The following is a 23,052-nucleotide window of genomic DNA, read 5'->3' on the forward strand; positions in this document are numbered from 1 at the left end:
GATCACATCCGGTCTGGGGCTGCGACGCCAAGCAGGTCAAGACCTTCGGCGATAACCGTCTTGACTGCGTCATTGAGCTTCAAACGTGCAGCCGCACGAGCCGGTTCCGGAGCCTTGGCAATGCGCAGAGCTTCGGCCTGTTCACCGCGAGCTTCCGGATCGGTGAGTTCCATAGGCACCACGCGTTCCACGTTGTACCACTTGTGGTAGGTGGCTGCGAGATCTTCCAAATAGTGGGCCACACGATGTGGGGCGCGCAGGTCGCCGGCTTCGCGCAGCAGGGCCGGCCACTGGGCGAGCGCGGCAAGCACTTCGCCGTCGGCGGCGGTGTCGAGCAGACTCACGTCGGCACCCTCGTAGGTGATGTTTGCGGCGGCTGCATTGCGGTCCACATTGCAGGAGCGGGCGTGCGCGTACTGCACGTAGTACACCGGATTCTCGTTGGAATGCGAAGCGAGCAGATTCAGGTCGATATCGACCGGGGAATTGTAGTCGGTGCGTGCCAACGAATAACGAGAAGCATCCACGCCGATAGCGTCGGTCAGATCGTCAATGGTCACCACATTGCCGGCACGCTTCGACATGCGCACTGCCTTGCCGTCCTTCAGCACGTTGACAAGCTGTCCGATAAGAATCTGCATGTTTTCGCCAGGTTCGTCGCCGAATGCGGCGCACATGGCCATCATGCGGCCGATATAGCCGTGATGGTCGGCACCCAGCATGTAAATGGCGATGTCTGCCGGATCATTGTCACGATGGCGCTTGTTGCGATAGTAAGCAATATCAGCTGCGAAATACGCGTAGTTGCCGTCGGATTTGATGATCACACGATCCTTATCGTCACCATGCTTGGTGGACTCGAACCAGGTTGCGCCATCCTTTTCGTAAATATCGCCGCGTTCACGCAGATCAGCAATGGCCTTGTCGACTTCGCCGTCGGAATACAGGCTGTTCTCATGGAACCACACGTCGAAGTTCACACGGAAATCCTTCATGGATTTGCGGATTTCGTTGAACATCATCGGCACTGCACGCTTGCGGAATTCCTCACGTTGTTCGGAATCGCCTTCACCCAACGGATTGCCATCGTTGTCAGCGCCACCGTCGACGCGCGGCAGGTCGAGAATCGCAATGCCGTCGGCATTGGCCTCATCGATAACGCGACGCGCGATCTCATCGATATAAGCACCCTTGTAACCGTCGATCGGGGTTTCCTCACCGTGAGCGGCCGCAACCAGCGACTTCGCGAAACGATTGATCTGCTCGCCATGATCATTGAAATAGTATTCGCGCACCACCTTGGCACCGTTCGCCTCAAGCACGCGGGCCATGGAATCGCCGACCGCAGCCCAACGGGTGCCGCCGATATGGATCGGACCGGTCGGATTGGCGGAAACGAACTCAAGATTCAGGGTCTTGCCGGAAAGATGGTCGTTCTTACCGTAGTTCGTACCCTCGTTGAGCACGGTGTCAACCACGGCAGCAGCGGACGCGGAATCAAGCACAATGTTGATGAAGCCGGGGCCGGCCACTTCCACGGACTTGATGCCATCGGCATTGGCAAGTTCCGCAGCGAACAATTCAGCGAAATCATGAGGCTTCATGCCGGCTTTCTTAGCCAGCTGCATGGCCGCGTTCGACGCCCAATCGCCGTGCGCGCGGTCCTTCGGACGCATGACGGCGAATTTGGCCTGTGGAGGGATGAGATCGGTGGTCAAGGTGCCAGCCTTGCCTTCATTCACAAGGTTGTTGGCAATATTGAAAATCAGTTCACTAAGCGCTTCTGGACTCATTCCTCCAAGTCTACCGATTATGCAGACAGAATCAGCCTTGCGTATCATCCTGCAGTTTGCCATGCTTCCTATGCCAGGCCACTGAAGCGTAATAGCCGATATAGCAGATCGCAACGAACGGAATCATATACAGCAATGTGGAGCGCTGCGACGGATCGCAAATCACCAAAACCAATGCGCCAATGCACATCACAATCGCAGCGATCGGCACGAACGGAAAACCGGGGGCACGATACTTCAAATCGTCAACCGAATGGCCTTGAGCAAGCCACTGCTTGCGGAAACGCAGGTGGCAGACGGAAACCGACGCCCACACCACCAGCGTGGCCAAGCCGGAAACCGCAACCAACGCCAAATACACCGTCGAAGCGGCAACCACGGAAGACAGCAACGCCAACAGCGATCCGGCCATACTGAAAAACACCGCGAACACGGGCACACCATGGAAATTCGTCTTGCCGAGCGCGCGCGGAATCATACCCTCCTGCGCAAGCGACCAAACCATACGCGAGCACACATACAAGCCGGAATTCGCAGCGGACAGCACCGCCGTCAACACCACGAAATTCATCACATCGCCGGCAAACGGCATGCCGATCGACTGGAACACGAGCACAAACGGACTCGCGTCGACACCCGACTGATGCCACGGAATCAGCGCGGACATCACCGCGATCGAGCCGATGAAGAAAATCGCAAGACGCAACACCGTAGTATGCACGGCCTTCGGAATCGCCTGCGCCGGATCCTTCGTCTCCCCCGCCGCAACACCAACGACCTCAGTGCCCGAAAACGCGAACACCACCGTCAGCAGCGTCGAGAAAATCGGGATCACACCATTCGGGAGCCAGCCGTCATCATAGAAATTCTCAAACAGCGGAGCATGATCGTAACCGGCAATCGGAATCGCACCAAACATGGCGAGCAAGCCGACCACAATGAACGCGATAATCGCGAACACCTTGATGGACGCAAACCAGAATTCCGACTCGCCATACAGTCGCACCGACAGAATATTGAGCATGAACACCACTGCAATGAACGCGGCGGACCAAATCCACGCGGGCGAATCAGGAAACCAACGTTGCATCAGCAGACCAGCGGCCGTGAATTCCGAAGCGAGCGCCACCGCCCAATTCAGCCAATACAGCACGGCGATGGTGAACGCGGTGCCGGGGCCGATGAAACGCTTCGCATACAGGTGGAAACTGCCGGCATACGGCATAGCCACCGACAGTTCGCCGAGGCTGAGCATCACAAAATACACAAGTATGGATCCGATGCCATACGCGATGATCGCGCCAAGAGGGCCGGCTTGGTGAATCGTGTAGCCGGAGCTGAGAAACAAGCCAGTGCCGATCACGCCACCCAGCGAAATCATGGTCAGATGGCGGGTTTCCATCTTACGTTCAAGACCGCCCTGCTCGACTTCAGCGGATTCAGCGGCGTCAGTGCCTGCAGTAGATGCGTTGACTTGCGATTCGGTCATGCGCGACTGCTCCTTCATATTTGGCTGGGCGCGTTCTTGCGTTTGCATGCGTTTGCACAATACCCAAACGCATTACTATACGGAAATCGGTGGAAACATGTTGCCTGCTGTTCACTTTTGCGGCAATCATGAGGTTGCATAAACAAAACAGGCTCGCATGCAGCGTAAGAAACCGCATACGAGCCTGAAAAGGAATTCCCTGGAGATTTGCAATCAGCGCACTGAAATCAGAGCACAGCGATGGCGTCGATCTCGACGAGAGCGCCCTTCGGAATGTTATTGCCGCCGAACGCGACGCGGGCCGGCTTCACGGAACCGATGAAGGCCTGCGCGTACACGTCGTCGATCTCATGGAAGTCTTCGACGTTCTTCATGTAGATGGTGGCACGGCAGACGTGCTCGATGCCTGTGCCTGCTGCGTCAAGAATGTGCTTGATGTTCTTCAGCGCCTGGGATGCCTGCTCGCCGGCAGTTTCGCCAGCCAGTTCGCCGGTGGCCGGGTCGATGCCCAGCTGGCCGGAGACGAACACGAAACCGTTGGCCTTCACAGCCTGGCTGTAAGCGCCCAGCGCCGCCGGGGCTTCAGAAGTCGCAACCTCTTCCATCTTCTCGCTCATAATGTTTCTCCTTTGAAGAATGTGTTATTGCATCTTGCTTGCGTTCAGGCCGCGGCAAACCACGACAACGCAATCTCAAACAATCACTGTACCCATGGAATCGACGCGCATTGTCCCATGTTCCAAATACCGGCTCAGCGCCCCGGCCCTTCACATGTCTTTGTGGTGGGCTTGATGGGGATCGAACCCACGACCTTCTGTTCCGGAGACAGACGCTCTATCCACTGAGCTACAAACCCGTGCGTCAACCTACTTTACACTGCCTTGAGGTGAGAGCGACACTTTTTACGGAAAAATGGTCTTTGAATCTTAATCATCATGTTGGCAAAGTAAGCCTGAATGGGTTTTCGGCAACATACCCAACTATGAAGGGGAGGTGACGGGTATAGAACGGGGAACGAAGAGTATTACGTCATAATTTGCGGCACAATAACGTCATTTACCGCGTATTTTCCACTAGACTGAGAATATGGTTGAGGATTCAGGCAGAAATATAGGCGATTTCGAATACATGCGCCGTTTTTTCTGCCGTGCTTTGCCAACGCAGTTGGATGACAGCGACAGTCCGACATTAATCGTGCAAAGTTATTACGTTCATCAGGATAATTACGCGTTGCGTGTACGATTGAAAACAAAGTCCGTTCGCATCGCCATGACTCCGGACCTCGACCCGCTGGCCGTGCTCGAAAAGTATCGCGACGAATTCCAGCTTGGATCAGTCACCGTGAAGGGGCCGTCCGTAGGAGGCACGCGCTATGAGGCGAGCCGAGACTTGGATTCGCGCATCGCAGGAGAGCTCATCAAACGCGGCGGACACGTAACCATCAAAAACCGTTTCACCGACTGGATCGACGAAGATGGCTGGAACATCGACGTATTCGGCGGCACCAACGCTCCCCTGATCATTGCAGAAGCGGAACGTATCGGACCCGTCACCAATCTGGTGATCCCGAAATTCTGCACCACCGAAATCACCGACCAATCGCGGTTCAGCAATGAAGGACTTGCAGCGAATCCATATTCACGATGGAAATCCGAATTCGAAGCCGAACTGGAAGCGTACGGACCGCAATTCCTTGACTATTTCGGCACCAATCGTATGGAATAAGTCTTTTTTTTTAAAAAAACAACCGTAGGCCGTAAAGAACGATTTGGTTGTCAGCCTACGGTTGAACGGTACCCAAAACGGTATCTAAGTCAATAAACGTATCAGTACATAAGCGTGGCGAGGCGACGGCGGGCGCGCTTCAAACGCTCGTCAGTCGACTCGGGAATCGTGAAATATTCCAGCAGACGCTTGCGCACCGGTTCAATATCAGCCTTGTGACCGGCCGCAACGAAATCCAGCAAACGGTCGAACGCATCCTGAATCTGACCGCCGATCATATCAATGTCAGCAACGGCAAGCTGCGCTTCAACATCATCGGGATTGTCGGCAGCGGCGGCACGTACCTCACGCACGTTCGCATTGGCGGAACGGGCCAACAGCAACGCCTTCGCACGCTCGCGGGCTGCGCGGGCATCGTTCGGATCGGCTTCAAGCACCTTCTCGTACGCGGCTGCGGCACCAGCGTAATCGCCCTGCTGTGCCAGCATATACGCCTCCTGATGCTCCGGAGGCACCTCCTGAGCGCCGGCGGCGGAATTTGCCGCATCGGAATCCGGATCGCCCGAATACGGCGCGGAACCGGTCACGCCAGCCTGCTGTGCGGCAGCAACCAGATTCGGAATCGCCGCGTCCACGATCTGCTGCATTTCCTCGGCAGACGGCAAGCCCTGCAGAATCGGCATCGGGCGGCCGTTGATCAACGCGAACAACGCGGGAGCACCCTGCACTTGGAACGCTTGCGCGATTGACGGATTCGACGCGATATCAATACGAGACAGCTGAATCTGGCCGTTTAACTGGTTCACGGCATCGCCCAACTGGCGTGCCATGTCGAACAGGCGATCATCGGTCGGCACCCACAGCAACAGCAGAATCGGGAACGTGGCCGACGTCTGCACCATGGCCTGGAACGTGTTCTCCGTGGTGTCGATCACGTAACCCCCAGCGGCCGGAGCGCCTCCAGCCTGCCCCGGTTCGGCCTTCACCTGATGCTTCAACGCTTCAAGATCGACGGCCCCCGCCAAGGAAACTCCCGGATTAAACGGCCTTTGACCTGCCATGCTTGCCTCCTAAATATCAACAATCAACAACATTAAGCGCCCAGCGCAATACGCATCGCAAACGTTCGCCCCAAGCTTACGCGCAATCGCGACGATTACAGCGCCTCAACCCTGACCGGCTGGCGTTCGGAACCGACTGAGGTAATCTTCTCACCGGAATTTGCCGGAGGCACGTACAGCGCGATCACATTTACATACGTGGTTTTCATGGTGCTGGTGGCTTGACCGTTGCCAAACAGCGCTTTTTCCGCATCGGAAGCGGGCTGCGATTCACGTCCGGCACCAGCGGAACGCGTCCATTCGGAATTGATCTGCGCCACTACCAAGTCGCCACCATCCGCGGAACGCATGACGCTGATGGCACCGTCAACCGGCGTGAACACCTGCTGCTGCGATCCCTCGTTCAGCTCCATGGCCTTCTGCACCTGTTCGGTCAGATCGGCAAGCTTCGTACGCAAATCATCGTCGGCGAACTGCTGCGCATACTGGCTGGCCGCACCATTCTGCAACACGTCGGCATATGCAGCGACCGCATCCTTCGGGGTCATGACCAGACCGGTGTCTTTTTCCGTACCCTGCTCGCTGCCGGTCTTGGAAATCTCGAAACTCGGCATCTTCACGCCCGAAAACAGTCGCGCCACACCCCACAGCTTGTAGTTCTGGCGTGCGGAATCCTGACGGAACACCAGCAGACGCTTGGATTGCTGGTCGTCCGTGGTGGAAGTAATGGAAAACACCGAACGTGGCCATCCACTATCTGTGGAGATCACAGCCTGCGCCAGACCGGTTGGAATCGTGGTCTTGCGGTCAAGATTGCCCGTGACCTGCGCCACATGAAGTTCGCTTGTGCGAATCTCAAGTTCCGGCCCCTCCAAAATCGAGCCGAGGGCGTCGATATTGCGGTCGTTATTGCACTGGTCAAGCGTTGTGAGAATATCCGTACGGATGGTTTTCTCCTGCTTGGCGGTCAGATTCGGCGCATCCTGACGTTGCGTGGTTTTCGGCTGCGGCAGCTGCCCCTCGCATCCGCACATGCCAACGACCATTCCCAATGCGAGCACGGCCGCCGCGATTGCGTTGAAACGCTTCTTCATCACTTGGCCTCCTCGTTGTCAGATTCGTCTGATTCGTTGTTTTCGGATGTTTCGTTGGATTCGACCGGCTCGGCCGTTCCGGCCGTTTCGTTGACTTCGTTGGACACGTTAATTTCGCCGGATACCGCGAATTCTGAAGATCCCGAGGACGCTACGGACGCACTGCTTTCCTCTTGTGCGAGACGTGCGAAATATGCGGCAAGCTCGTCTGGCGAGATCACGGAAGTCTGTTCGAAATCGTCGTTTTCGTCAACGCCATCAGTGGCAGCATTCTGCTGGTCGGCAACCAAATTTCGAGCGGAAGGATCGACAATCGTAGGTTGCGCCGTCTCGTTCTGCGTGTTTTCCGAAACGGTCGCACGATGGCTCGCATGGCGACGACGCGTACGCTTCGACCCGCTCTTTTCACTACGGGCGGCACTCGCTTCGGCGTTCTTCACCCATGCGGCAACCTCATCATCGTCTCCCTGCGTGGAACCGATGCCATCAACCATGGCAAACGCGCGCTTATTGCGACGCTTATGCGGAGGCATGGCGAACACGGAAGCCGAAAGTACCGCAAGTATTGCCAGTAATCCGCCGGAAAGATAGAACGGCATGGCGAAATTCAGCAGCGAACGACGGGTCCAGTCAAGCACGACCGAGCCTCCCTTGCGATCGCCGTAATCGATGATCGCAACGGAATCCTCGGCATTATTCGTATTAGCACCCTTGATCTGTATGTCAACGGAACCGGCATTGCATTTGACTGTGCGCCACATGTCGGAATCTTGGAACGCGACCTGGCCTTCGGAATTATCGGCGGTGCCCTGAGCCGTGGCCTTCAGCGTGGACAGGGTGGACCAGTCCGACAATCCGGTAACGCGCGTGTATTTGGATCCCGCAATCCAACCAGCAACATCGCGGGCGGAACCGATGGCGATGCACACGTTCGCGGATTTGTCGCGGGACTTCGTCGAAATGTTGACGTGATCGTCAACCAACTGCAACACATTCGGATCAGTGACCACATACTGCGATCCCGTAACCGCAGCGGACGCCGTGACCTGCGTCGAAGGCTTCCAAATCGTCGCGTTCAAGACGCCAAGTACGATGCAAGCAACGGCAAGCAATCCGAAAATAGGAGTGACAATGCCACGCATGATCTTAGCGTGTCGCGTAGGACCCGCCTTGGACTGCGGTTTTTCCTGTTCATCCTGCAATAAAGTCATAGCATTCTCTATTCTACATTGCCCCTCTGCAAAAGCCTGAAAAAACTATGAAAATCAATGATTGACGCTAAGGTTGAGCCTATGCGCAAATCTACTCTTTTCAAAGCCGTCGCAGCCGCTTGCACAACGATCATGTGCCTGGGTTTCGCAGCATGCGGAAGCTCCGACACGAAGTCTAATACCTCCTCCGATTCATCTTCATCTTCCTCTTCCTCCAAATCCTCGTCGAAAATGAACCAGATCGCCGGAGTGACCGCCACAGGCAAGCCCGGAGAGAAGCCGGCCGTCTCCTTCAAAACCCCTATGACGGTGGAAGACAACAGTTACGTCGTACTGCAGAAAGGCAATGGCGACCAGATCGAAGAGGGCGACCGCATATGCACGCAAGGCATCGCCATCAACGTCAAGGATGGTTCCGAATTGGCGAGCACATGGGAGAAAAACACCCCCGATTGCTCTACTGTGGTCACCTCCAACACCAGTCAGATGACTGAGAGTTATTACAACATTTTCAAGGATCAGAAGATTAATGCCACGCTTGCGTTCGGCGTGAACGATTCGAATTCCGCTGGCACATCGTATTTGATGGTGCTCACGATCGTGTCGAAGTCGAAGGATCTGACGAAGGCCACGGGCACGAAGGTGCTTGACGTACCTGCCGATTTGCCGAAGGTCACGCTTGCGAAGGATGGCAAGCCGTCGATCGACATGAATGGTTATAAAGGTTCCGACACATTGGTTTCGCAGGATTTGATCAAGGGTAAGGGTGCCGAGGTCAAGGATACGCAAACCGTGGTCGCTCACTATACCGGCTGGCTGCTTGACGGCACGCAGTTCGATTCCTCGTGGGATCGCGGCACTTCGTCGAGCTTCTCGCTTGACGAAGTGATCGCCGGTTGGAAGCAGGGCCTGGCAGGCCACACCGTTGGCTCGCAGGTGCTGCTGGTAGTGCCGCCGGACCTTGGCTACGGAAACAAGGATTCCGGTAAGATTCCGGCGAACTCCACGCTGGTCTTCGTGGTCGACATTCTCGCCGCCTACTAAAACACCACGTTTCGTGGGCCAAAGCCTTGCCCACGAGGAGCGAATGCGGCAATGCATGTGTGGCAAGGCGTACCGCGGAAAGGCGTGCAAAAGTACGTCGACCGAGGTACCGCCTTGCGCGGCCTTCGCAACAAGTTGCTCACTTCGTCTACGGGCAATCCTCCGGATTGTCCGTTATACGGCTCAGCGCGACGACACTCCGTTGCCGCTCGCTAGGCTTGCATCTAAAAGAGTCGTAAGGAGTCGTCTTCAGTGCCCTTCATTTCGTCATAGTCGAGGATCAGACAGTCGAAGCCGCGGTCTTGGGCGAGCACGCGGGCTTGCGGGGTGATGGTCTGCGCGGCGAAAATACCACGTACGGGGGCTAGCAGAGGATCGCGGTTGAGCAGTTCGCAGTAGCGGGTGAGCTGCTCAACGCCGTCGATACCACCATTTCTCTTGATTTCGATGGCAACATGCTTGCCACTGGCGTCAATAGCCATGATGTCGACCGGCCCAATGGCAGTCGGATATTCACGGCGCACGAGCGTCGCCCCCTCACCGATGCGTTCGATCTGTTCAGCCAAGTATTTTTGCAGATGGTCTTCGACGCCATCTTTGATCAGTCCTGGATCTTCGCCCAAATCGTACGTTTCATCGGAATAAATATGTTGTAAGGTCACTTCGAGCACGTCATTGGATTTGTCTGCAGAAGCACGGATGACTTTCTGTGGCACTTCCGTTTCGACATCATCATCGGCATGATCCGGAGTGATGTCTTTGATGGTGCAGGGCGCCGCCATCCAATTAAGCGGCTTGTACGATCCGAGTTCGGAAAAAATCAGCAGACTGTTGTCGGCTTTGATGAGCAGCACTCGCTTGGCGAGCGGTAAGGACGCATTCAAACGTCCGGAATATTCGGCAGAGCAATCAGCAACAATAATTCGCACGAGGCACTACCCTACCATGATTGCCGTAAGCCCCGAATCTGTGATAAATGCAATCTTTTTTGATCAATACCGTTTTTGAAAAGAAAACGGCCTGTCTGCCGCAACTGCATCAATCGCAATCATATGCGATTGCTGCAATCACAACAGACAGACCGTCAGAAGTATGCTACCGAGTGCTACTCGGCCATCTTGACGTCACGTCCACGCTCAACCGCAACGGTGAGCTTGTTCGAATCGAAGGAGATGAAACCGTCGGTCACTTCGAAGGAGCGACGGCTGCCATCCGGATCCACCACAACGATGGTTCCTTCCTTGATTACGGTCAATACAGGCTCGTGGTTGGGCAGGATGCCCATTCCGCCTTCAGAAGCCGGAATGGTGACGGACTTCGCCGTACCGTGCCACACGGGATGGTCGGCGGCGACGATGTTCACCTGCATTGTCAATCCGGCCATCACGCACCGTATTCCTTCTGCATGTCGTGCCACTTCTTCTCGAGATCGTCGATGCCGCCGATACCGGAGAATGCCTGCTCCGGAACGTCGTCATACACACCGTCGCAAATACGGGTGAAGGCTTCGATGGTCTCGTCCGCCGGAACATAGGAGCCCGGACGACCAGTGAACTTTTCAGCGACGTAGAAGTTCTGGCCGAGGAACTGCTCGATCTTACGAGCACGGTTCACAGTGGTCTTGTCTTCTTCGCCGAGTTCGTCGATACCAATCAGGGCGATGATGTCCTGCAGCTCCTTGTTACGCTGCAGAATCGCCTTGACACGGTTCGCGCAATCGTAGTGAGCCTGGCCCACGTAACGCGGATCAAGGATTCGCGAAGTGGAGCTCAACGGATCCACTGCCGGGTAGATACCCTTGGAAGCGATGTCACGGGAAAGCTCGGTGGTTGCATCCAAGTGGGCGAAGGTCGTTGCAGGAGCCGGGTCGGTGTAATCATCGGCCGGCACGTAGATGGCCTGCAGCGAGGTGATGGAGTGGCCGCGGGTCGAAGTGATTCGCTCCTGCAGGGCACCCATTTCGTCAGCCAGGTTCGGCTGGTAACCCACTGCGGACGGCATACGGCCGAGCAGGGTGGACACCTCAGAACCAGCTTGGGTGAAACGGAAGATGTTATCGATGAACAGCAGCACGTCTTGGTTCTGCACGTCACGGAAATACTCTGCCATGGTCAGTGCGGTCAGCGGCACGCGCAGACGGGTACCCGGCTGCTCATCCATCTGGCCGAAGACCAGTGCGGTCTTCTCAAGAACGCCAGCCTCGTCCATTTCGCCAATCAGATCGTTACCCTCACGGGTACGCTCGCCGACGCCTGCGAACACGGACACACCGCCGTGGTTCTGGGCGACTCGCTGGATCATTTCCTGAATAAGCACGGTCTTGCCGACGCCTGCGCCACCGAACAGACCAATCTTGCCGCCCTGCACGTACGGGGTCAGCAAATCGATGACCTTAATACCGGTTTCGAACATCTGGGTCTTGGATTCCAGCTGATCGAATGCCGGCGGATTGCGGTGGATAGGCCAACGCTCGGTAACCGTGATGGTCTCGTCATCCTTCTTGTTGAGGATGTTGCCGGACACGTCGAACACGTGGCCCTTGGTCACATCGCCAACAGGAACGGAGATCGGACCGCCGGTGTCAAGCACGGTGGCGCCACGAACGAGGCCGTCAGTCGGCTTCAGCGCCACGGTACGCACGGTGGAGTCGCCGAGGTGCTGTTCGACCTCAAGCGTAATCTTCTTCGTGGTTTCGCCCTCTTCGTTGGCGGTGTTGGTCAGCTCAACGGTAAGTGCGTTGTAAATGTCGGGCAGGTGGCCCACCGGGAATTCGACGTCGATAACCGAACCCTGGATACGCGTGACGCGTCCAGCGGTCGGCTCTGCAGCCGTCTCGGGAGCCGCTGTGGTCTGATTCTCAGCCATATGCGTTCCTACTCTTCCTTCTTATTCAGCGCGTCGGCGCTGCCGATGATTTCGGTAAGTTCCTGGGTAATCGAAGCCTGTCGCGAAGCGTTGAGCTTGCGGGTCAGGTCGTCGATCAGGCTGCGGGCATTGTCTGTAGCCGTATGCATGGCGTTCTGTCGGCTTGCAGTCTCGGATGCCGCCGCTGTGAGCAGGCATTCATGAATACGGGACTGGATGTACTTCGGCAGAATCGCGTCAAGCACTTCGTCGACGCTCGGCTCGAACGCATAAAGCGGGGTCGCGGCATCGGCATCGGATTCGGGCACAGGGCCGGAGTCCTGCTGTTCCGGAAGTACGAGTTCAACGGGCAGCATACGCAGCACGCGCACCTTCTGAACAACCATATTCACGAATTCGGTGAACACGATGTAGAGTTCGGAAACTCCACCTTCGCTCGCCGGCTTCATGTAGGCGTCCATCAGGGCCTTCGAGATGGACTCTGCGACTTCCACGCCGGGCTGGTCGGTATCGCCTTCCCAAGTACCGGCAACATCACGATTGCGGTACTTGTAGTACGTCACACCGCGACGACCATACACATACAGTTCCGGCTGCTTGCCTGCCGCATCGAGGCGGGCCAGCAGCGATTCCGTTTCGCGGATGATCGAGGAGGTGTACGGCCCTGCCATACCACGATCCGAAGTGAGGGCGAGGACAGCCACACGAGGGTTGTCCTCGTCCTTTTTCACGATCGGATGGTCAATATGGGTATGGGCCACCAGCGCTTGCACGGCGTCGAAAATCGCATCGGTATACGGCTTCGCGTTCAAGGCGACGTCACGTGCCTTGGCGATGTGCGAAGACGCGATCATCTCCTGCGCGTTGAAGATTTTCTCCAACGACGCGGTGGAGGCGATCCTAGATTTCAATGCGAGTTGCGAGCCCATGGATCACTTCTCTCCTGCGACGATCTTTTCCTGCTCGACCGGAGTGGCGTTCTTGACGTCAGGCTTCTTCTCGACCAGCGGCTTGCCCGCGCTGGTCACGAAGGTCTCACGGAACGCTTCCACAGCCTTGTCGAGGGCAGCCTCGGTGTCGGCGGTGAAGTCTTCGGTCTCGCGGATGGTCTTGAGAATATCGGTGTTGTGGTCCAAGTAGTCCAGCATGGCCTTCTCGAACGGCAGCACGTCGTTCAGCGGCAGGTCATCCATCTTGCCATGGGTGCCGGCCCACACGGAGACGACTTCCTGTTCCATGGAATACGGGGAGAACTGCGGCTGCTTGAGCAGCTCGGTCAAGTGGGAGCCACGGTTCAGCTGGGCCTTCGAAGCCGCATCCAAGTCGGACGCGAACATGGCAAAGGATTCCAGAGAACGGTACTGGGCCAAGGAGATCTTCAACGTGCCGGAGACCTTCTTCAACGCCTTGGTCTGTGCCGCGCCACCGACTCGGGACACGGAGATGCCGACGTCGACAGCCGGACGCTGGTTCGCGTTGAACAGGTCGGACTGCAGGAAGATCTGACCGTCGGTGATGGAGATCACGTTGGTCGGAATGTATGCGGACACGTCGTTTGCCTTGGTTTCGACGATCGGCAGGCCGGTCATCGAACCGCCGCCGAGGTCATCGGAAACCTTGGCGCAACGTTCGAGCAGACGGGAGTGCAGGTAGAACACATCGCCCGGGTATGCCTCACGTCCCGGCGGACGGCGCAGCAGCAGGGAAATCGAACGGTAAGCCTCAGCCTGCTTCGACAGATCGTCGAAGACGATAAGCACGTGCTTGCCGTTGTACATCCAGTGCTGTCCGATGGCGGAACCGGTGTACGGTGCGATGTACTTGAAGCCTGCGGAATCAGAAGCCGGTGAGGCCACGATGGTGGTGTACTCCATGGCGCCGGATTCTTCGAGGGACTGCTTCACCGATGCGATGGTGGAGCCCTTCTGACCGATGGCCACGTAGATGCAACGCACCTGCTTCTTCGGGTCGCCGGATTCCCAGTTACGCTTCTGGTTGATGATCGTATCGATTGCGATAGCGGTCTTACCGGTCTGGCGGTCGCCAATGATGAGCTGGCGCTGGCCACGGCCGATAGGCGTCATTGCGTCGATGGCCTTCAGACCGGTGGACATTGGCTCGTCAACCGGATGACGATGCATAACGTCAGGTGCCTGGGCCTCGAGAATACGACGGCCTTCGGTCTTGATCTCGCCAAGACCATCAATCGGGTTGCCTAGCGGGTCCACGACGCGGCCAAGGTAGCCGTCGCCGACGGGCACGGAGAGCACTTCGCCGGTACGACGCACTTCCTGGCCCTCCTCGATACCTGCGAAGTCGCCGAGGATAACCACACCGATCTCGCGGGCGTCAAGGTTGAACGCCAGGCCAAGCGTGCCGTCTTCGAAGGTCAGCAGCTCATTGGCCATGCAACCAGGCAGTCCCGTCACGTGCGCAATGCCGTCGCCAGCAGTCGCGACATAACCGACCTCCTGGGTCGGGGTGTCCGACGGCTTGTACGACTCGACGAACTCATCGAGCGCCTTGCGTATCGTGGTGGGATCAATGGTAAGTTCTGCCATGATCACTCCTTATTGTTGTTTATAAATTCAGTCAAGTCTTGTTTCAGGCTTGTTCACCGTGCGGCGAACCGTCAGGCGGTTGCCTTCACCGTGCGCTGAAGATGCTGCAGCTGTGCGACCACCGTGTTGTCGGTGACCTCGTCGCCCACCTGGATGCGCATGCCACCCATGACGGTCGGATCGACCACAGAGTTGATGTGCACCGGATGGTCGGTCTTCGCCGTATAGATGGCGATGAGCTTTTCCACCTGCTCCTTGCTCAACGGCGTTGCCGTGGTAACAGTGACCATCGATTCGCCCATATGGCGGGAGAACTTGTTGATCAGCCACTGAATGGTCTGCAGGTAGCGGCGATTGCGCAGATTGCAGGTCGCGTGCTCGGCCAGGCGCTTGGTCACCTTGGTGAAATCCGCGTCACCAATCAGGCTGTACAACAGCTTGACACGGGCTTCACTGGAAACGGTTGCGTCATACAGCTTGGTGCGCACGACCGGAAGGTTGAGCAGTGCGGAATGCAACTCGGCAAGCTCGACGGAGACCTGCAAAGTCGTATTGGTGTGGTCCGCGTAGTACATCATGCCGTCAACGCCGAAATCCTCAACGGCATTGGCGATATCAGACACGCGGCTCCAACGGCGGGACACCAGATCGGACATAATCTCCATCACCAGTGGATGGGCTTGATCCCCAATCAGAGTCTTGACTACCGCAACCTTGTCTTCGACTGGGCGCGACGGGTCGGTGAGGGCACGTTCAAGCTGGATGTTGTGGTCAAGCGCGCTGGTAATCGTGAACAGCTCGTTCCCGATACGCCATGCGTCCTCACCGCTGTTACGCAGCTTGGGGGCCAGCGAGTCACGCGAAACGCGATCTGCGATACGCGATGCTTCTCCTCGCATTGGTCACCTCCCTTTCTTGAAGGTTTCGATCACTTCTTGTCGCTGTCCATGTCGGCGATCATCTGGTCGATCATCGACGACTGCACATCGTCATTCTCGAGCTTGCTACCCAGGATCTTGCCGGCCAGTGCCGTTGCCAGCACGCCGACTTCACCCTTGAGGCTCACCAGAGCCTGCTGCTGCTGCGATTCGATGGAACGCTGGGCGGTAGCGGTGATCTGCGCCGCATCGCTTTCGGCACGGGTACGTGCGTCCGCGATGATGTGCGATGCCTCCGTACGTGCGTCGTCACGGATCTTGGATGCCTCGACGCGCGCCTTGCTCAGCTGAGCCTCATACTTCGCCTTGGCTTCATCGGCATCTTTCTGGGCCTGTTCGGCCTTGGCGATGCCACCTTCGATCTTGGCAGCGCGCTCATCGAACACGGCCTGGAACTTCGGCAGGAAGAACTTGTAGAAGAACACGGCGACGATGATCAGAATGACCAACGACCAGAAAATGTCGTAGCTTTTCGGAAGGAACAATTCCATTTCGCTAGCTGCGGTCACCATAGTGTCTTCCTCCTTTCATGTTCGTTTGCGTCTTCGGTGTTACCTTGAATCAAGTCTTACTTGATGAAGGCGAGCACGAAGCCGAGCAGTGCCAGCACCTCAACGAATGCCAGACCCAGGAACATGAGGGTCTGCAGACGGCTGCCGAGCTCAGGCTGGCGAGCGGTGCCTTCGATGGTCTTGCCGATCAGGATGCCCAGACCGATGCCAGGGCCGATGGCGGCGAGGCCGTAGCCAACGACGTTCAGGTTGCCGGCAACCTCAGCGAGGGTAACGATATCCATGATTGTTTCCTTTCTGGTTATTGCTTGACAAGAAGCAACAATTAAAAAGCCGGCGGTCAGTCGATCTCCGGATAGCTCATGTTGATGTATGCGGTGGTCAGAATGGCGAAGATGTAAGCCTGCAGGCAAGCGACCAGCGCCTCGAACAGGAACATGAACATGCCAGCTGCGAAGGTGACGACGCCGAATGGCATAAACACCTTGTTCACCACATCAATGAGGAAGTACTGCGTGGCCGAAAGGCACAGCGCAAGAATCAAGTGGCCCGAAACCATGTTGGCGAACAGTCGGATCGTCAACGAGAATGGGCGAATAATCAGCAGCTCAAGCAGCTGAATCGGGGACAGCAGAATGTAGATCGGGGCCGGAACGCCCTTCGGGAAGATCTCATCCCTCAGGAAGTGGCCGAGACCCTTTTCACGAATGCCTGCAATCCAGTATTGGCAGAAGCACCACATGGCGAATACCAGCGGCAGCGTAATCGTTGCGCTTGCCGCGATATTGAAGCCTGGGATGATGCCACACAGATTGAAGACCAGCAACGTGCAGAACACGGTGGTGATCATCGGCACGTAACGCTTGCCGCGCAGCTCGCCCATCACCTGATAGACGATGTTGTCGCGGACGAATTCGATCAACCATTCGACTGCTCCCTGCCAACGGCTGGGGATGAGCTTTGCACGGCTTGCCGTAATTCCGAGAACCAGCAGCATGATGACGGTCGCAAGAATGCGAACGAGGATGATGCGGTTAATGGCGAACGGCGTGCCCTGAAAAACGAACGGATCGGGAAGGAAGTCATCGATACTGGGCATCTCGGGACCATCAGCGATGGTCAGCATGCCCTTCCCCAATGCACCAATCATTCACGCCTCCTGCTCTTGTGTCAGCTGTTAGTTTAGCCCAACAACCGAGTCGAATGTGACGTTCTGGTTACTTAACCAAAGCGTACTTCGAAGTATGCATCGACGCGACCGGAGTCCCGTGCGACGCATTCGACTCCGAATGGCTGGATAGGATTATTAGCCCGTGTCTAGACAACGTCCACACACTTGGAGTTTTCCTTACGGCCATTTAGTTTTTCCGGCGTTTCGCTTCAAGCTGGACTAACTAGACACGGCTCTGTGATTCGTCGGATAGTCGACGCTATCCAGCATACCGCACGTTTTCAGTAAAACGTTTCACCATATCTATCGAGTGTCGGAGATCTTTTAGACCAATTCAGCCAACACCGATAAATCACAGACGAATGCGATTGATACAAACAAAAAAGATGCACACAATCACGCGATTCGTATCACGCGGATTATCTGCATCTTCAGCACATCGACGGCTTCCGCAATGTTACGGAAGGGACCTTGGATTCAGTCGTGGATCACGCCGTAGCCGTCGCGCACGAACGGCGCGAACGCATCGACACGCGGCGAACCCGGCTGATGGCGAATCGAACGATCCGTGCCAAGACGCTTCTGCGCACGAAGCTGCGGAACCTCGCTCAAATCGTATGGCGTGGTCTGATACACCCAATTCAGCCAATTACGCCACAACAGATTCGCGTGGGCACGCCACGCGAACACCGGCTCAAGCTGTGGATCGTCATGCGGGAAGTAGTTTTCGGGGAACGGCACGTTCGTCATCCCCTTCTTCATATCGCGCTCATACTCCTCGGCCAAGGTGTACTTGCCGTACTCCCAGTGTCCAAGCGCGAACACCTCCGAAAAATCGCGGGTGGCGATCAGACCAGGACCGGATTTCGGACCCCACGTAAGCACCTGCAATTCGGGATTGCGGGCGACATCACCCTCGCTCACCCCTGCAAGGCGAGAATGCGGCTGCAGGCAGATCTCGTCGAAACCGTTCGTCAGGAAGCAGTATTCATCCTGCAAATACTGCGGAAACACACCGAAAATCTTCTCCGGAAGATTCTCTTTGCGCACGTTATAGCGGTAATTGAGCGCACCCATCGCACCCCAGCACAAATACATGGTGGAAAACACATGCGTGGAAGCCCAGTCGAGAATCTTTTTGAACTCATCCCAATAATCGACCTGCTCGAAATCAAGATGCTCGACGGGAGCACCCGTCACCACGAAGCCGTCGTAATAGTTGTCTTGGAACGCGTCGAGGGTTTCGTAAAACTTTACTAAGTGGTCGGCGCTCACATGCGTACCCTTATGCGTGGAGGTCTTCATGAAATCGATCTCCACCTGCAGCGGACTCTTCGAAATCAGGCGCAGCAGCTGAGTTTCCGTTTCAACCTTCTTAGGCATGAGATTCAAGATCACCAGCTTGAGCGGGCGCACACGCTGACGCTCCGCTTCGGGCTTTTCCAGCGCGAAAATGCGCTCGGAGTCGAGAATGTCTCTGGCCGGAAGGCCGCTGGGAATCTTGATAGGCATGCTTCTATTATGGTGCGGGGTCGGATATGGCGCACTCCCCTGCGCCGGCGATCGGTCGAAACGGGTATAGGAAAAATGGATAACGCGCTATTTGTGACGCTATTTCGCACGGTCGAACGAGTACGACACGCCGATTTGACATATTTGGAAGTAATCGTAGAGTTAATAGAGCTGTCTTGAAGACAAGCCGACGCGGGGTGGAGCAGCTCGGTAGCTCGCTGGGCTCATAACCCAGAGGTCCATGGTTCAAATCCATGCCCCGCTACCAATGAAAGTCAGGAACCATAGTGGTTCCTGACTTTTTTGTTTTCTTACCGGATCTTGGCCAAGCCGATCGCTTAATAGAATCCGGGCAAAATCTGGACATGGCAGCTGGTCGGACTGTTCACAGGTTTCGAATTTCGCCACGTTCTTTTCGCTGGCTTCCTTCAGCATATTCAGCCAAGTTTCGCAAACTCGCCTCCATGAAGCAGCATCATCGCCGCATATCATCGTCGCCGTACCGCATATAGCATGAACGCCCCGCAGAACATCACGGCAGCCGCCAAACCCAACACCAGCCCCATCGGACTTCCTGTCTGTGGCATTTCCTGCTCAGGAGCATAAAGGTTGTCGACATTGAACGTCAGCAGGCTATCCTCACGTTCCACCACATCGTTCAGCACCATCATTTTCTGCGCGGTGACAGCCTCATCCAATCCCACGGACTGGTATCCGACCTTGATATTGACCTCGCCGGCGCCCGTTGCATGCCAATACACGGTGGTTCCCTCCGGTTCGGCCCAGCCGACTGCCGTGGGCTCATCATCTTCGTCGAACACGGCCGGTCCTTCGATCGTCGCCGTGAATATGCCCTCGACCGGCTGGCCACTCGCATCCAGCAACTGCACGAACAGGCTTCCGGACCGCAATCCCTGCCGATCATCACGCGTCACCCTCGAAGAAACCGGCAGCTTGTTCGCGGCCTCCTCCCAAAGCTCGTTGACTTTGCTTTCCAGCTCGTCCATCACTGAGAAGAGGTATCGCTCATGCCTGGCCCACACCTTTTGGTCATCATAGTTGCGGTGCACCAGCACGCCGATCGCCGCATACGTAAGCACCGGCTCCCCGTCATATTGATATTCGGACAGCAGCCATGCGAGGCGCCGCGCCGCTTCCGTATTTTCCACGGTGGTGGTTTCAGTCACCTTATAGTCGGTCACGCTTTCGATTTGCCGGCAATAATAGAATTTGCCCGATTTCGATTCCGCGTTCACCCCGATCACATACGGTTTTCCATCAAGAAAATATTCGTAATGCTTGCCGTTCGCACGTAGCAGCTGTTCGGCGGCCAGCGCTGCCGGGCATGTCATCGCCACGATGATGGCGCAGACCGCCAATACCGCGGCCTGAATCGCAAGCATACGTCGCTTCATCGCATTCATTGCATCGTCCTTTCGATATGCACGTCGTTGTTGCCGTGATTCAACAGACTTGCATACTTGCGATTACCACATGGTCTTTTTCAAGGGTTGTGGTCGGAGGACGTATTTTTCGGCATTTTGTGGATAACTTTGCCTGTTGGAAACCACGACTTATCCACAAAAAACGTTTTACCAAAATTAAGTAAAGAAGTTATCCACAAAGGGTGGAAAATCGCTGGTCGGAAGATAGTTCACCCAAATCCACCTTTTCTCCTCTATAATCGGCGGTATGGCAGAAGAAGATAAGAGCGCAGAACCGCGCACCACAACCAAACAATCAACCGTCAAGAAGACGACCGCCAAGGCGGAGTCATCAACATCTCAGATGCCTCACAAGCGCACTGCCGCCAAAAAACCTACGGCATCCACCGCTCGCAAGCGCACCACTAAGGCGAAGGCCGCCGCATCGCAAGTCGTAGGTGAAGCCCCAGCCCCCGTCATCGAACGTACCAGCCCCGAACAGTTCGGCCGTGTGAACGTGCTCGACATCACCCCGAACGTTGAGAACGGCCTGTTCCCGGCACGCGTGGAGCTCGGTGAAGCATTCAACGTCACCGCCCAAGTATTCATCGAAGGCCGCACCAAGGCCGGAGCGACCGTATCCGTGCGCAGCGCACGCGGCCGCGAAGTTGGACGTTTCGCCATGACCTGCACCAATCCGGGTCTCGACCGTTGGGAAGCCATGGTCAAGATCGGCGAGCACAGCGATCTGAAGCCGTGGGATTCCGACTATGCCGCCGTCAAGCGCCAGCTGGGTGAATGGCAGATCGTGGTTGAAGGCTGGGAAGACACCTACCAATCCTGGCTGCACGACGCCGTCATCAAGGTTGAAGTGAACGACGACGTGGAGAACGCGCTGGAATCCGGCGCACGACTGCTCGCACGTTGGGCCGATGCGAAGGATTCCAAACTTTCCGCAGCCGACAAGAAGGTGCTGCGCGACGCCTCCAAGACCATGGGAGACAAGTCGCTGAGCGCCGAAGAGCGTCTCGCCGCAGCCCAGAGCAGCGACATCGAGCAGCTGCACGAAACCAACCCGCTGCGCGACGGCCTGTCCGAGTCGAATCCGCAGCGTTTCCGCGTGGAACGCCCGAAGTCCAGCTTCGCTTCCTGGTATCAGTTCTTCCCGCGTTCCGAAGGTGCCTACTACGGCGAAGACGGCAAGATCGTTCCCGGCAACCTCAAGACATCAATCGCCGGCTTGGAACGTGCCGCAGCCGAAGGCTTCAACATTGTGTATTTGCCGCCGATCTTCCCGATTGGCGTAACCAACCGCAAGGGACGTAACAATTCCCTGGTAGCCGGCCCGAACGATCCGGGCTCTCCGTTCGGCATCGGTTCCGAACTGGGTGGCCACGACACCGTTGACCCGCAGCTTGGCACCATGGACGATTTCAAGGCATTCTGCGAGCGTGCCCACGAGCTGGGCTTGGAAATCGCGCTTGATTTCGCTCTGCAGTGCTCTCCTGACCACCCGTGGGTTAAGGCGCATCCGAACTGGTTCCGCACCAAGCCGGACGGCACCATCGCATTCGCCGAGAATCCGCCGAAGAAGTATCAGGATATTTACCCGATCGATTTCAATGCCGACATGGAAGGCATCGAAAAAGAAGTCGAACGCATTATGGACCTGTGGGTCAAGGCGGGTGTGACGATCTTCCGCGTTGACAACCCTCACACCAAGCCGGTGCGTTTCTGGCAGGATGTGATCGCCGCCGTCACGAAGAAGCACCCGGAAGTGCTGTTCCTCGCCGAGGCGTTCACCCGTCCGGGCATGATGCGCGCGCTGAGCTATGCGGGCTTCACGCAGTCGCACTGCTACTTCCCATGGCGTAACACCAAGGAAGAGCTCGAAGAGTACTTCGAAGAGACCAACGGCGATGGCGGCTTCTACCAGCACAACACGTTCTGGCCCACCACTCCGGATATTCTCACCGCCTACGTGCGCGACAACGGCATCGCCGGTCACGCAGTGCGTGCGGTGCTCGCCGCTATGGGCAGCCCGAGCTGGGGTATTTACAACGGCTACGAGCTTATCGAAAACAAGCAGCGTCCGGGCTTCGAAGAGCAGATTGACAATGAGAAGTACGAAGTCAAGGTGCGCGACTGGGACAGCACCGAAAAGTACGGTATCGCCGAACTGCTGACCTCGCTCAACAAGATTCGTGACACTCACCCGGCATGCCGCAGCTACCACAATCTGCACATTCTGCCGAGCGACGATGCGGGCGTGATCGCATTCCTGCGCCAGACCCCGGCCGAGCTGACCGGCACCGGCAAGGCAGACACGGTGATTGTGATCGTGAACCTTGACGGCCACAACGCGCACCAGTCCATCGTGCATGTGGAGCTTGGCGACTTCGGTTTCGCCACCGACAAGCCGCTCAAGGTGCATGACGAGCTGACCGGCCACGACTTCGAATGGGGTTACGACAACTACGTTTCGCTCGCCCCATGGGCCGACGTGGCACACGTGCTCACCGTTGTCGAAGACTGATTGAGTCTCAATCGATCTGATTAATCTCGGTCAGCTCGACTAGAAATTCGTTTCGATTCATGCCACAATACCGGTTCCGCTTCGGTGGAAAGCGGTATTGTGGTTACTGGTAATGT

21 protein-coding genes and 2 tRNA genes are annotated in these 23,052 nt (G+C 56.6%); 4 read left to right on the top strand and 19 right to left on the bottom strand.

The features are described 5' to 3' along the window. Positions 1-2 precede the first annotated feature (2 nt). The 4 genes from argS to CE153_RS02835 form a co-directional block, all read right to left on the bottom strand. Positions 3-1,793: an arginine--tRNA ligase gene (argS, locus tag CE153_RS02820; protein WP_099571773.1), complete on the bottom strand. Its 1,791-nt coding sequence runs from the start codon at positions 1,791-1,793 to the stop codon at positions 3-5. Between the two features lie 31 nt (positions 1,794-1,824). Further along, the gene (locus CE153_RS02825) at positions 1,825-3,195 is read right to left on the bottom strand and encodes an amino acid permease (RefSeq protein ID WP_099595103.1); all 1,371 of its coding nucleotides are present in this window, start codon (positions 3,193-3,195) and stop codon (positions 1,825-1,827) included. Positions 3,196-3,509: 314 nt separating this feature from the next. Continuing rightward, on the bottom strand, positions 3,510-3,899 hold the full coding sequence (locus CE153_RS02830) for a Rid family detoxifying hydrolase (RefSeq protein WP_099571774.1): 390 nt from the start codon (positions 3,897-3,899) through the stop codon (positions 3,510-3,512). Positions 3,900-4,062: 163 nt separating this feature from the next. After that, positions 4,063-4,138 (bottom strand) — tRNA-Arg (locus CE153_RS02835). 230 nt (positions 4,139-4,368) lie between these two features. Here CE153_RS02835 and CE153_RS02840 point away from each other — a divergent pair. Further along, complete coding sequence (locus CE153_RS02840) at positions 4,369-5,007, top strand: hypothetical protein (protein WP_099595048.1); 639 nt, start codon at positions 4,369-4,371, stop codon at positions 5,005-5,007. Positions 5,008-5,108: 101 nt separating this feature from the next. Here the strand turns inward: CE153_RS02840 and CE153_RS02845 are convergent, their stop codons facing one another. The 3 genes from CE153_RS02845 to CE153_RS02855 all read right to left on the bottom strand — a co-directional run bounded on the left by CE153_RS02845 (position 5,109) and on the right by CE153_RS02855 (position 8,373). Next, positions 5,109-6,068: a tetratricopeptide repeat protein gene (locus CE153_RS02845; protein ID WP_099595049.1), complete on the bottom strand. Its 960-nt coding sequence runs from the start codon at positions 6,066-6,068 to the stop codon at positions 5,109-5,111. 95 nt (positions 6,069-6,163) lie between these two features. Continuing rightward, the gene (locus CE153_RS02850) at positions 6,164-7,162 is read right to left on the bottom strand and encodes a hypothetical protein (RefSeq protein WP_099595050.1); all 999 of its coding nucleotides are present in this window, start codon (positions 7,160-7,162) and stop codon (positions 6,164-6,166) included. Then, the gene (locus tag CE153_RS02855; RefSeq protein ID WP_099595051.1) at positions 7,162-8,373 is read right to left on the bottom strand and encodes a hypothetical protein; all 1,212 of its coding nucleotides are present in this window, start codon (positions 8,371-8,373) and stop codon (positions 7,162-7,164) included. Before CE153_RS02855 ends, CE153_RS02850 begins: the two co-directional genes overlap by 1 nt. 81 nt (positions 8,374-8,454) lie before the next feature. Here CE153_RS02855 and CE153_RS02865 point away from each other — a divergent pair, with 81 nt between their 5' ends. Beyond that, positions 8,455-9,417 (top strand): FKBP-type peptidyl-prolyl cis-trans isomerase, encoded by a 963-nt coding sequence (locus CE153_RS02865; RefSeq protein ID WP_180753376.1) that lies wholly within the window; start codon positions 8,455-8,457, stop codon positions 9,415-9,417. Between the two features lie 224 nt (positions 9,418-9,641). On the opposite strand, the gene nucS is transcribed toward CE153_RS02865, so the two are convergent. The 10 genes from nucS to CE153_RS02915 all read right to left on the bottom strand — a co-directional run bounded on the left by nucS (position 9,642) and on the right by CE153_RS02915 (position 18,976). After that, positions 9,642-10,346 carry an endonuclease NucS gene (nucS, locus tag CE153_RS02870; RefSeq protein ID WP_033512712.1) on the bottom strand — a complete coding sequence of 235 codons (705 nt, stop codon included), beginning with the start codon at positions 10,344-10,346 and terminating at the stop codon, positions 9,642-9,644. Between the two features lie 176 nt (positions 10,347-10,522). Continuing rightward, on the bottom strand, positions 10,523-10,801 hold the full coding sequence (locus CE153_RS02875) for a F0F1 ATP synthase subunit epsilon (protein ID WP_034879774.1): 279 nt from the start codon (positions 10,799-10,801) through the stop codon (positions 10,523-10,525). Then, positions 10,801-12,282: a F0F1 ATP synthase subunit beta gene (gene atpD, locus CE153_RS02880; protein WP_039199253.1), complete on the bottom strand. Its 1,482-nt coding sequence runs from the start codon at positions 12,280-12,282 to the stop codon at positions 10,801-10,803. Before atpD ends, CE153_RS02875 begins: the two co-directional genes overlap by 1 nt. 8 nt (positions 12,283-12,290) lie before the next feature. Continuing rightward, a complete protein-coding gene (locus CE153_RS02885; protein WP_004223300.1) occupies positions 12,291-13,211 on the bottom strand; it encodes a F0F1 ATP synthase subunit gamma in 921 nt (306 codons plus the stop codon). Between the two features lie 3 nt (positions 13,212-13,214). After that, positions 13,215-14,843 carry a F0F1 ATP synthase subunit alpha gene (gene atpA, locus CE153_RS02890; RefSeq protein ID WP_099571781.1) on the bottom strand — a complete coding sequence of 543 codons (1,629 nt, stop codon included), beginning with the start codon at positions 14,841-14,843 and terminating at the stop codon, positions 13,215-13,217. Positions 14,844-14,914: 71 nt separating this feature from the next. After that, the gene (locus tag CE153_RS02895) at positions 14,915-15,742 is read right to left on the bottom strand and encodes a F0F1 ATP synthase subunit delta (RefSeq protein WP_033501428.1); all 828 of its coding nucleotides are present in this window, start codon (positions 15,740-15,742) and stop codon (positions 14,915-14,917) included. 29 nt (positions 15,743-15,771) lie between these two features. After that, entirely contained in the window at positions 15,772-16,293 is a 522-nt protein-coding gene (locus CE153_RS02900) for a F0F1 ATP synthase subunit B (protein WP_039199258.1), read from the bottom strand. Between the two features lie 56 nt (positions 16,294-16,349). Further along, entirely contained in the window at positions 16,350-16,577 is a 228-nt protein-coding gene (gene atpE, locus CE153_RS02905; RefSeq protein ID WP_003809874.1) for an ATP synthase F0 subunit C, read from the bottom strand. A 56-nt stretch (positions 16,578-16,633) separates the two neighbouring features. Next, on the bottom strand, positions 16,634-17,443 hold the full coding sequence (gene atpB / locus CE153_RS02910; RefSeq protein WP_099595054.1) for a F0F1 ATP synthase subunit A: 810 nt from the start codon (positions 17,441-17,443) through the stop codon (positions 16,634-16,636). Between the two features lie 498 nt (positions 17,444-17,941). Beyond that, a complete protein-coding gene (locus tag CE153_RS02915; RefSeq protein ID WP_099571785.1) occupies positions 17,942-18,976 on the bottom strand; it encodes a homoserine O-succinyltransferase in 1,035 nt (344 codons plus the stop codon). Between the two features lie 191 nt (positions 18,977-19,167). Between CE153_RS02915 and CE153_RS02920 the strand changes: the two genes are divergently transcribed. Beyond that, positions 19,168-19,244: transfer RNA gene (locus CE153_RS02920), tRNA-Met, on the top strand. Here the strand turns inward: CE153_RS02920 and CE153_RS02925 are convergent. Beyond that, on the bottom strand, positions 19,223-19,411 hold the full coding sequence (locus CE153_RS02925; protein ID WP_180753377.1) for a hypothetical protein: 189 nt from the start codon (positions 19,409-19,411) through the stop codon (positions 19,223-19,225). The genes CE153_RS02920 and CE153_RS02925 overlap by 22 nt on opposite strands. Positions 19,412-19,464: 53 nt before the next feature. Continuing rightward, entirely contained in the window at positions 19,465-20,391 is a 927-nt protein-coding gene (locus CE153_RS02930) for a hypothetical protein (RefSeq protein WP_236824438.1), read from the bottom strand. A gap of 373 nt (positions 20,392-20,764) precedes the next feature. On the opposite strand from CE153_RS02930, the gene CE153_RS02935 reads away from it, so the two are divergent. Then, positions 20,765-22,936 (top strand): maltotransferase domain-containing protein, encoded by a 2,172-nt coding sequence (locus CE153_RS02935; protein ID WP_427178026.1) that lies wholly within the window; start codon positions 20,765-20,767, stop codon positions 22,934-22,936. The last annotated feature ends 116 nt before the right edge of the window (positions 22,937-23,052 follow it).

This window comes from Bifidobacterium sp. N4G05, from assembly GCF_002742445.1.
In the GTDB taxonomy this organism is placed as follows: Bacteria; Actinomycetota; Actinomycetes; order Actinomycetales; family Bifidobacteriaceae; genus Bifidobacterium; species Bifidobacterium hominis.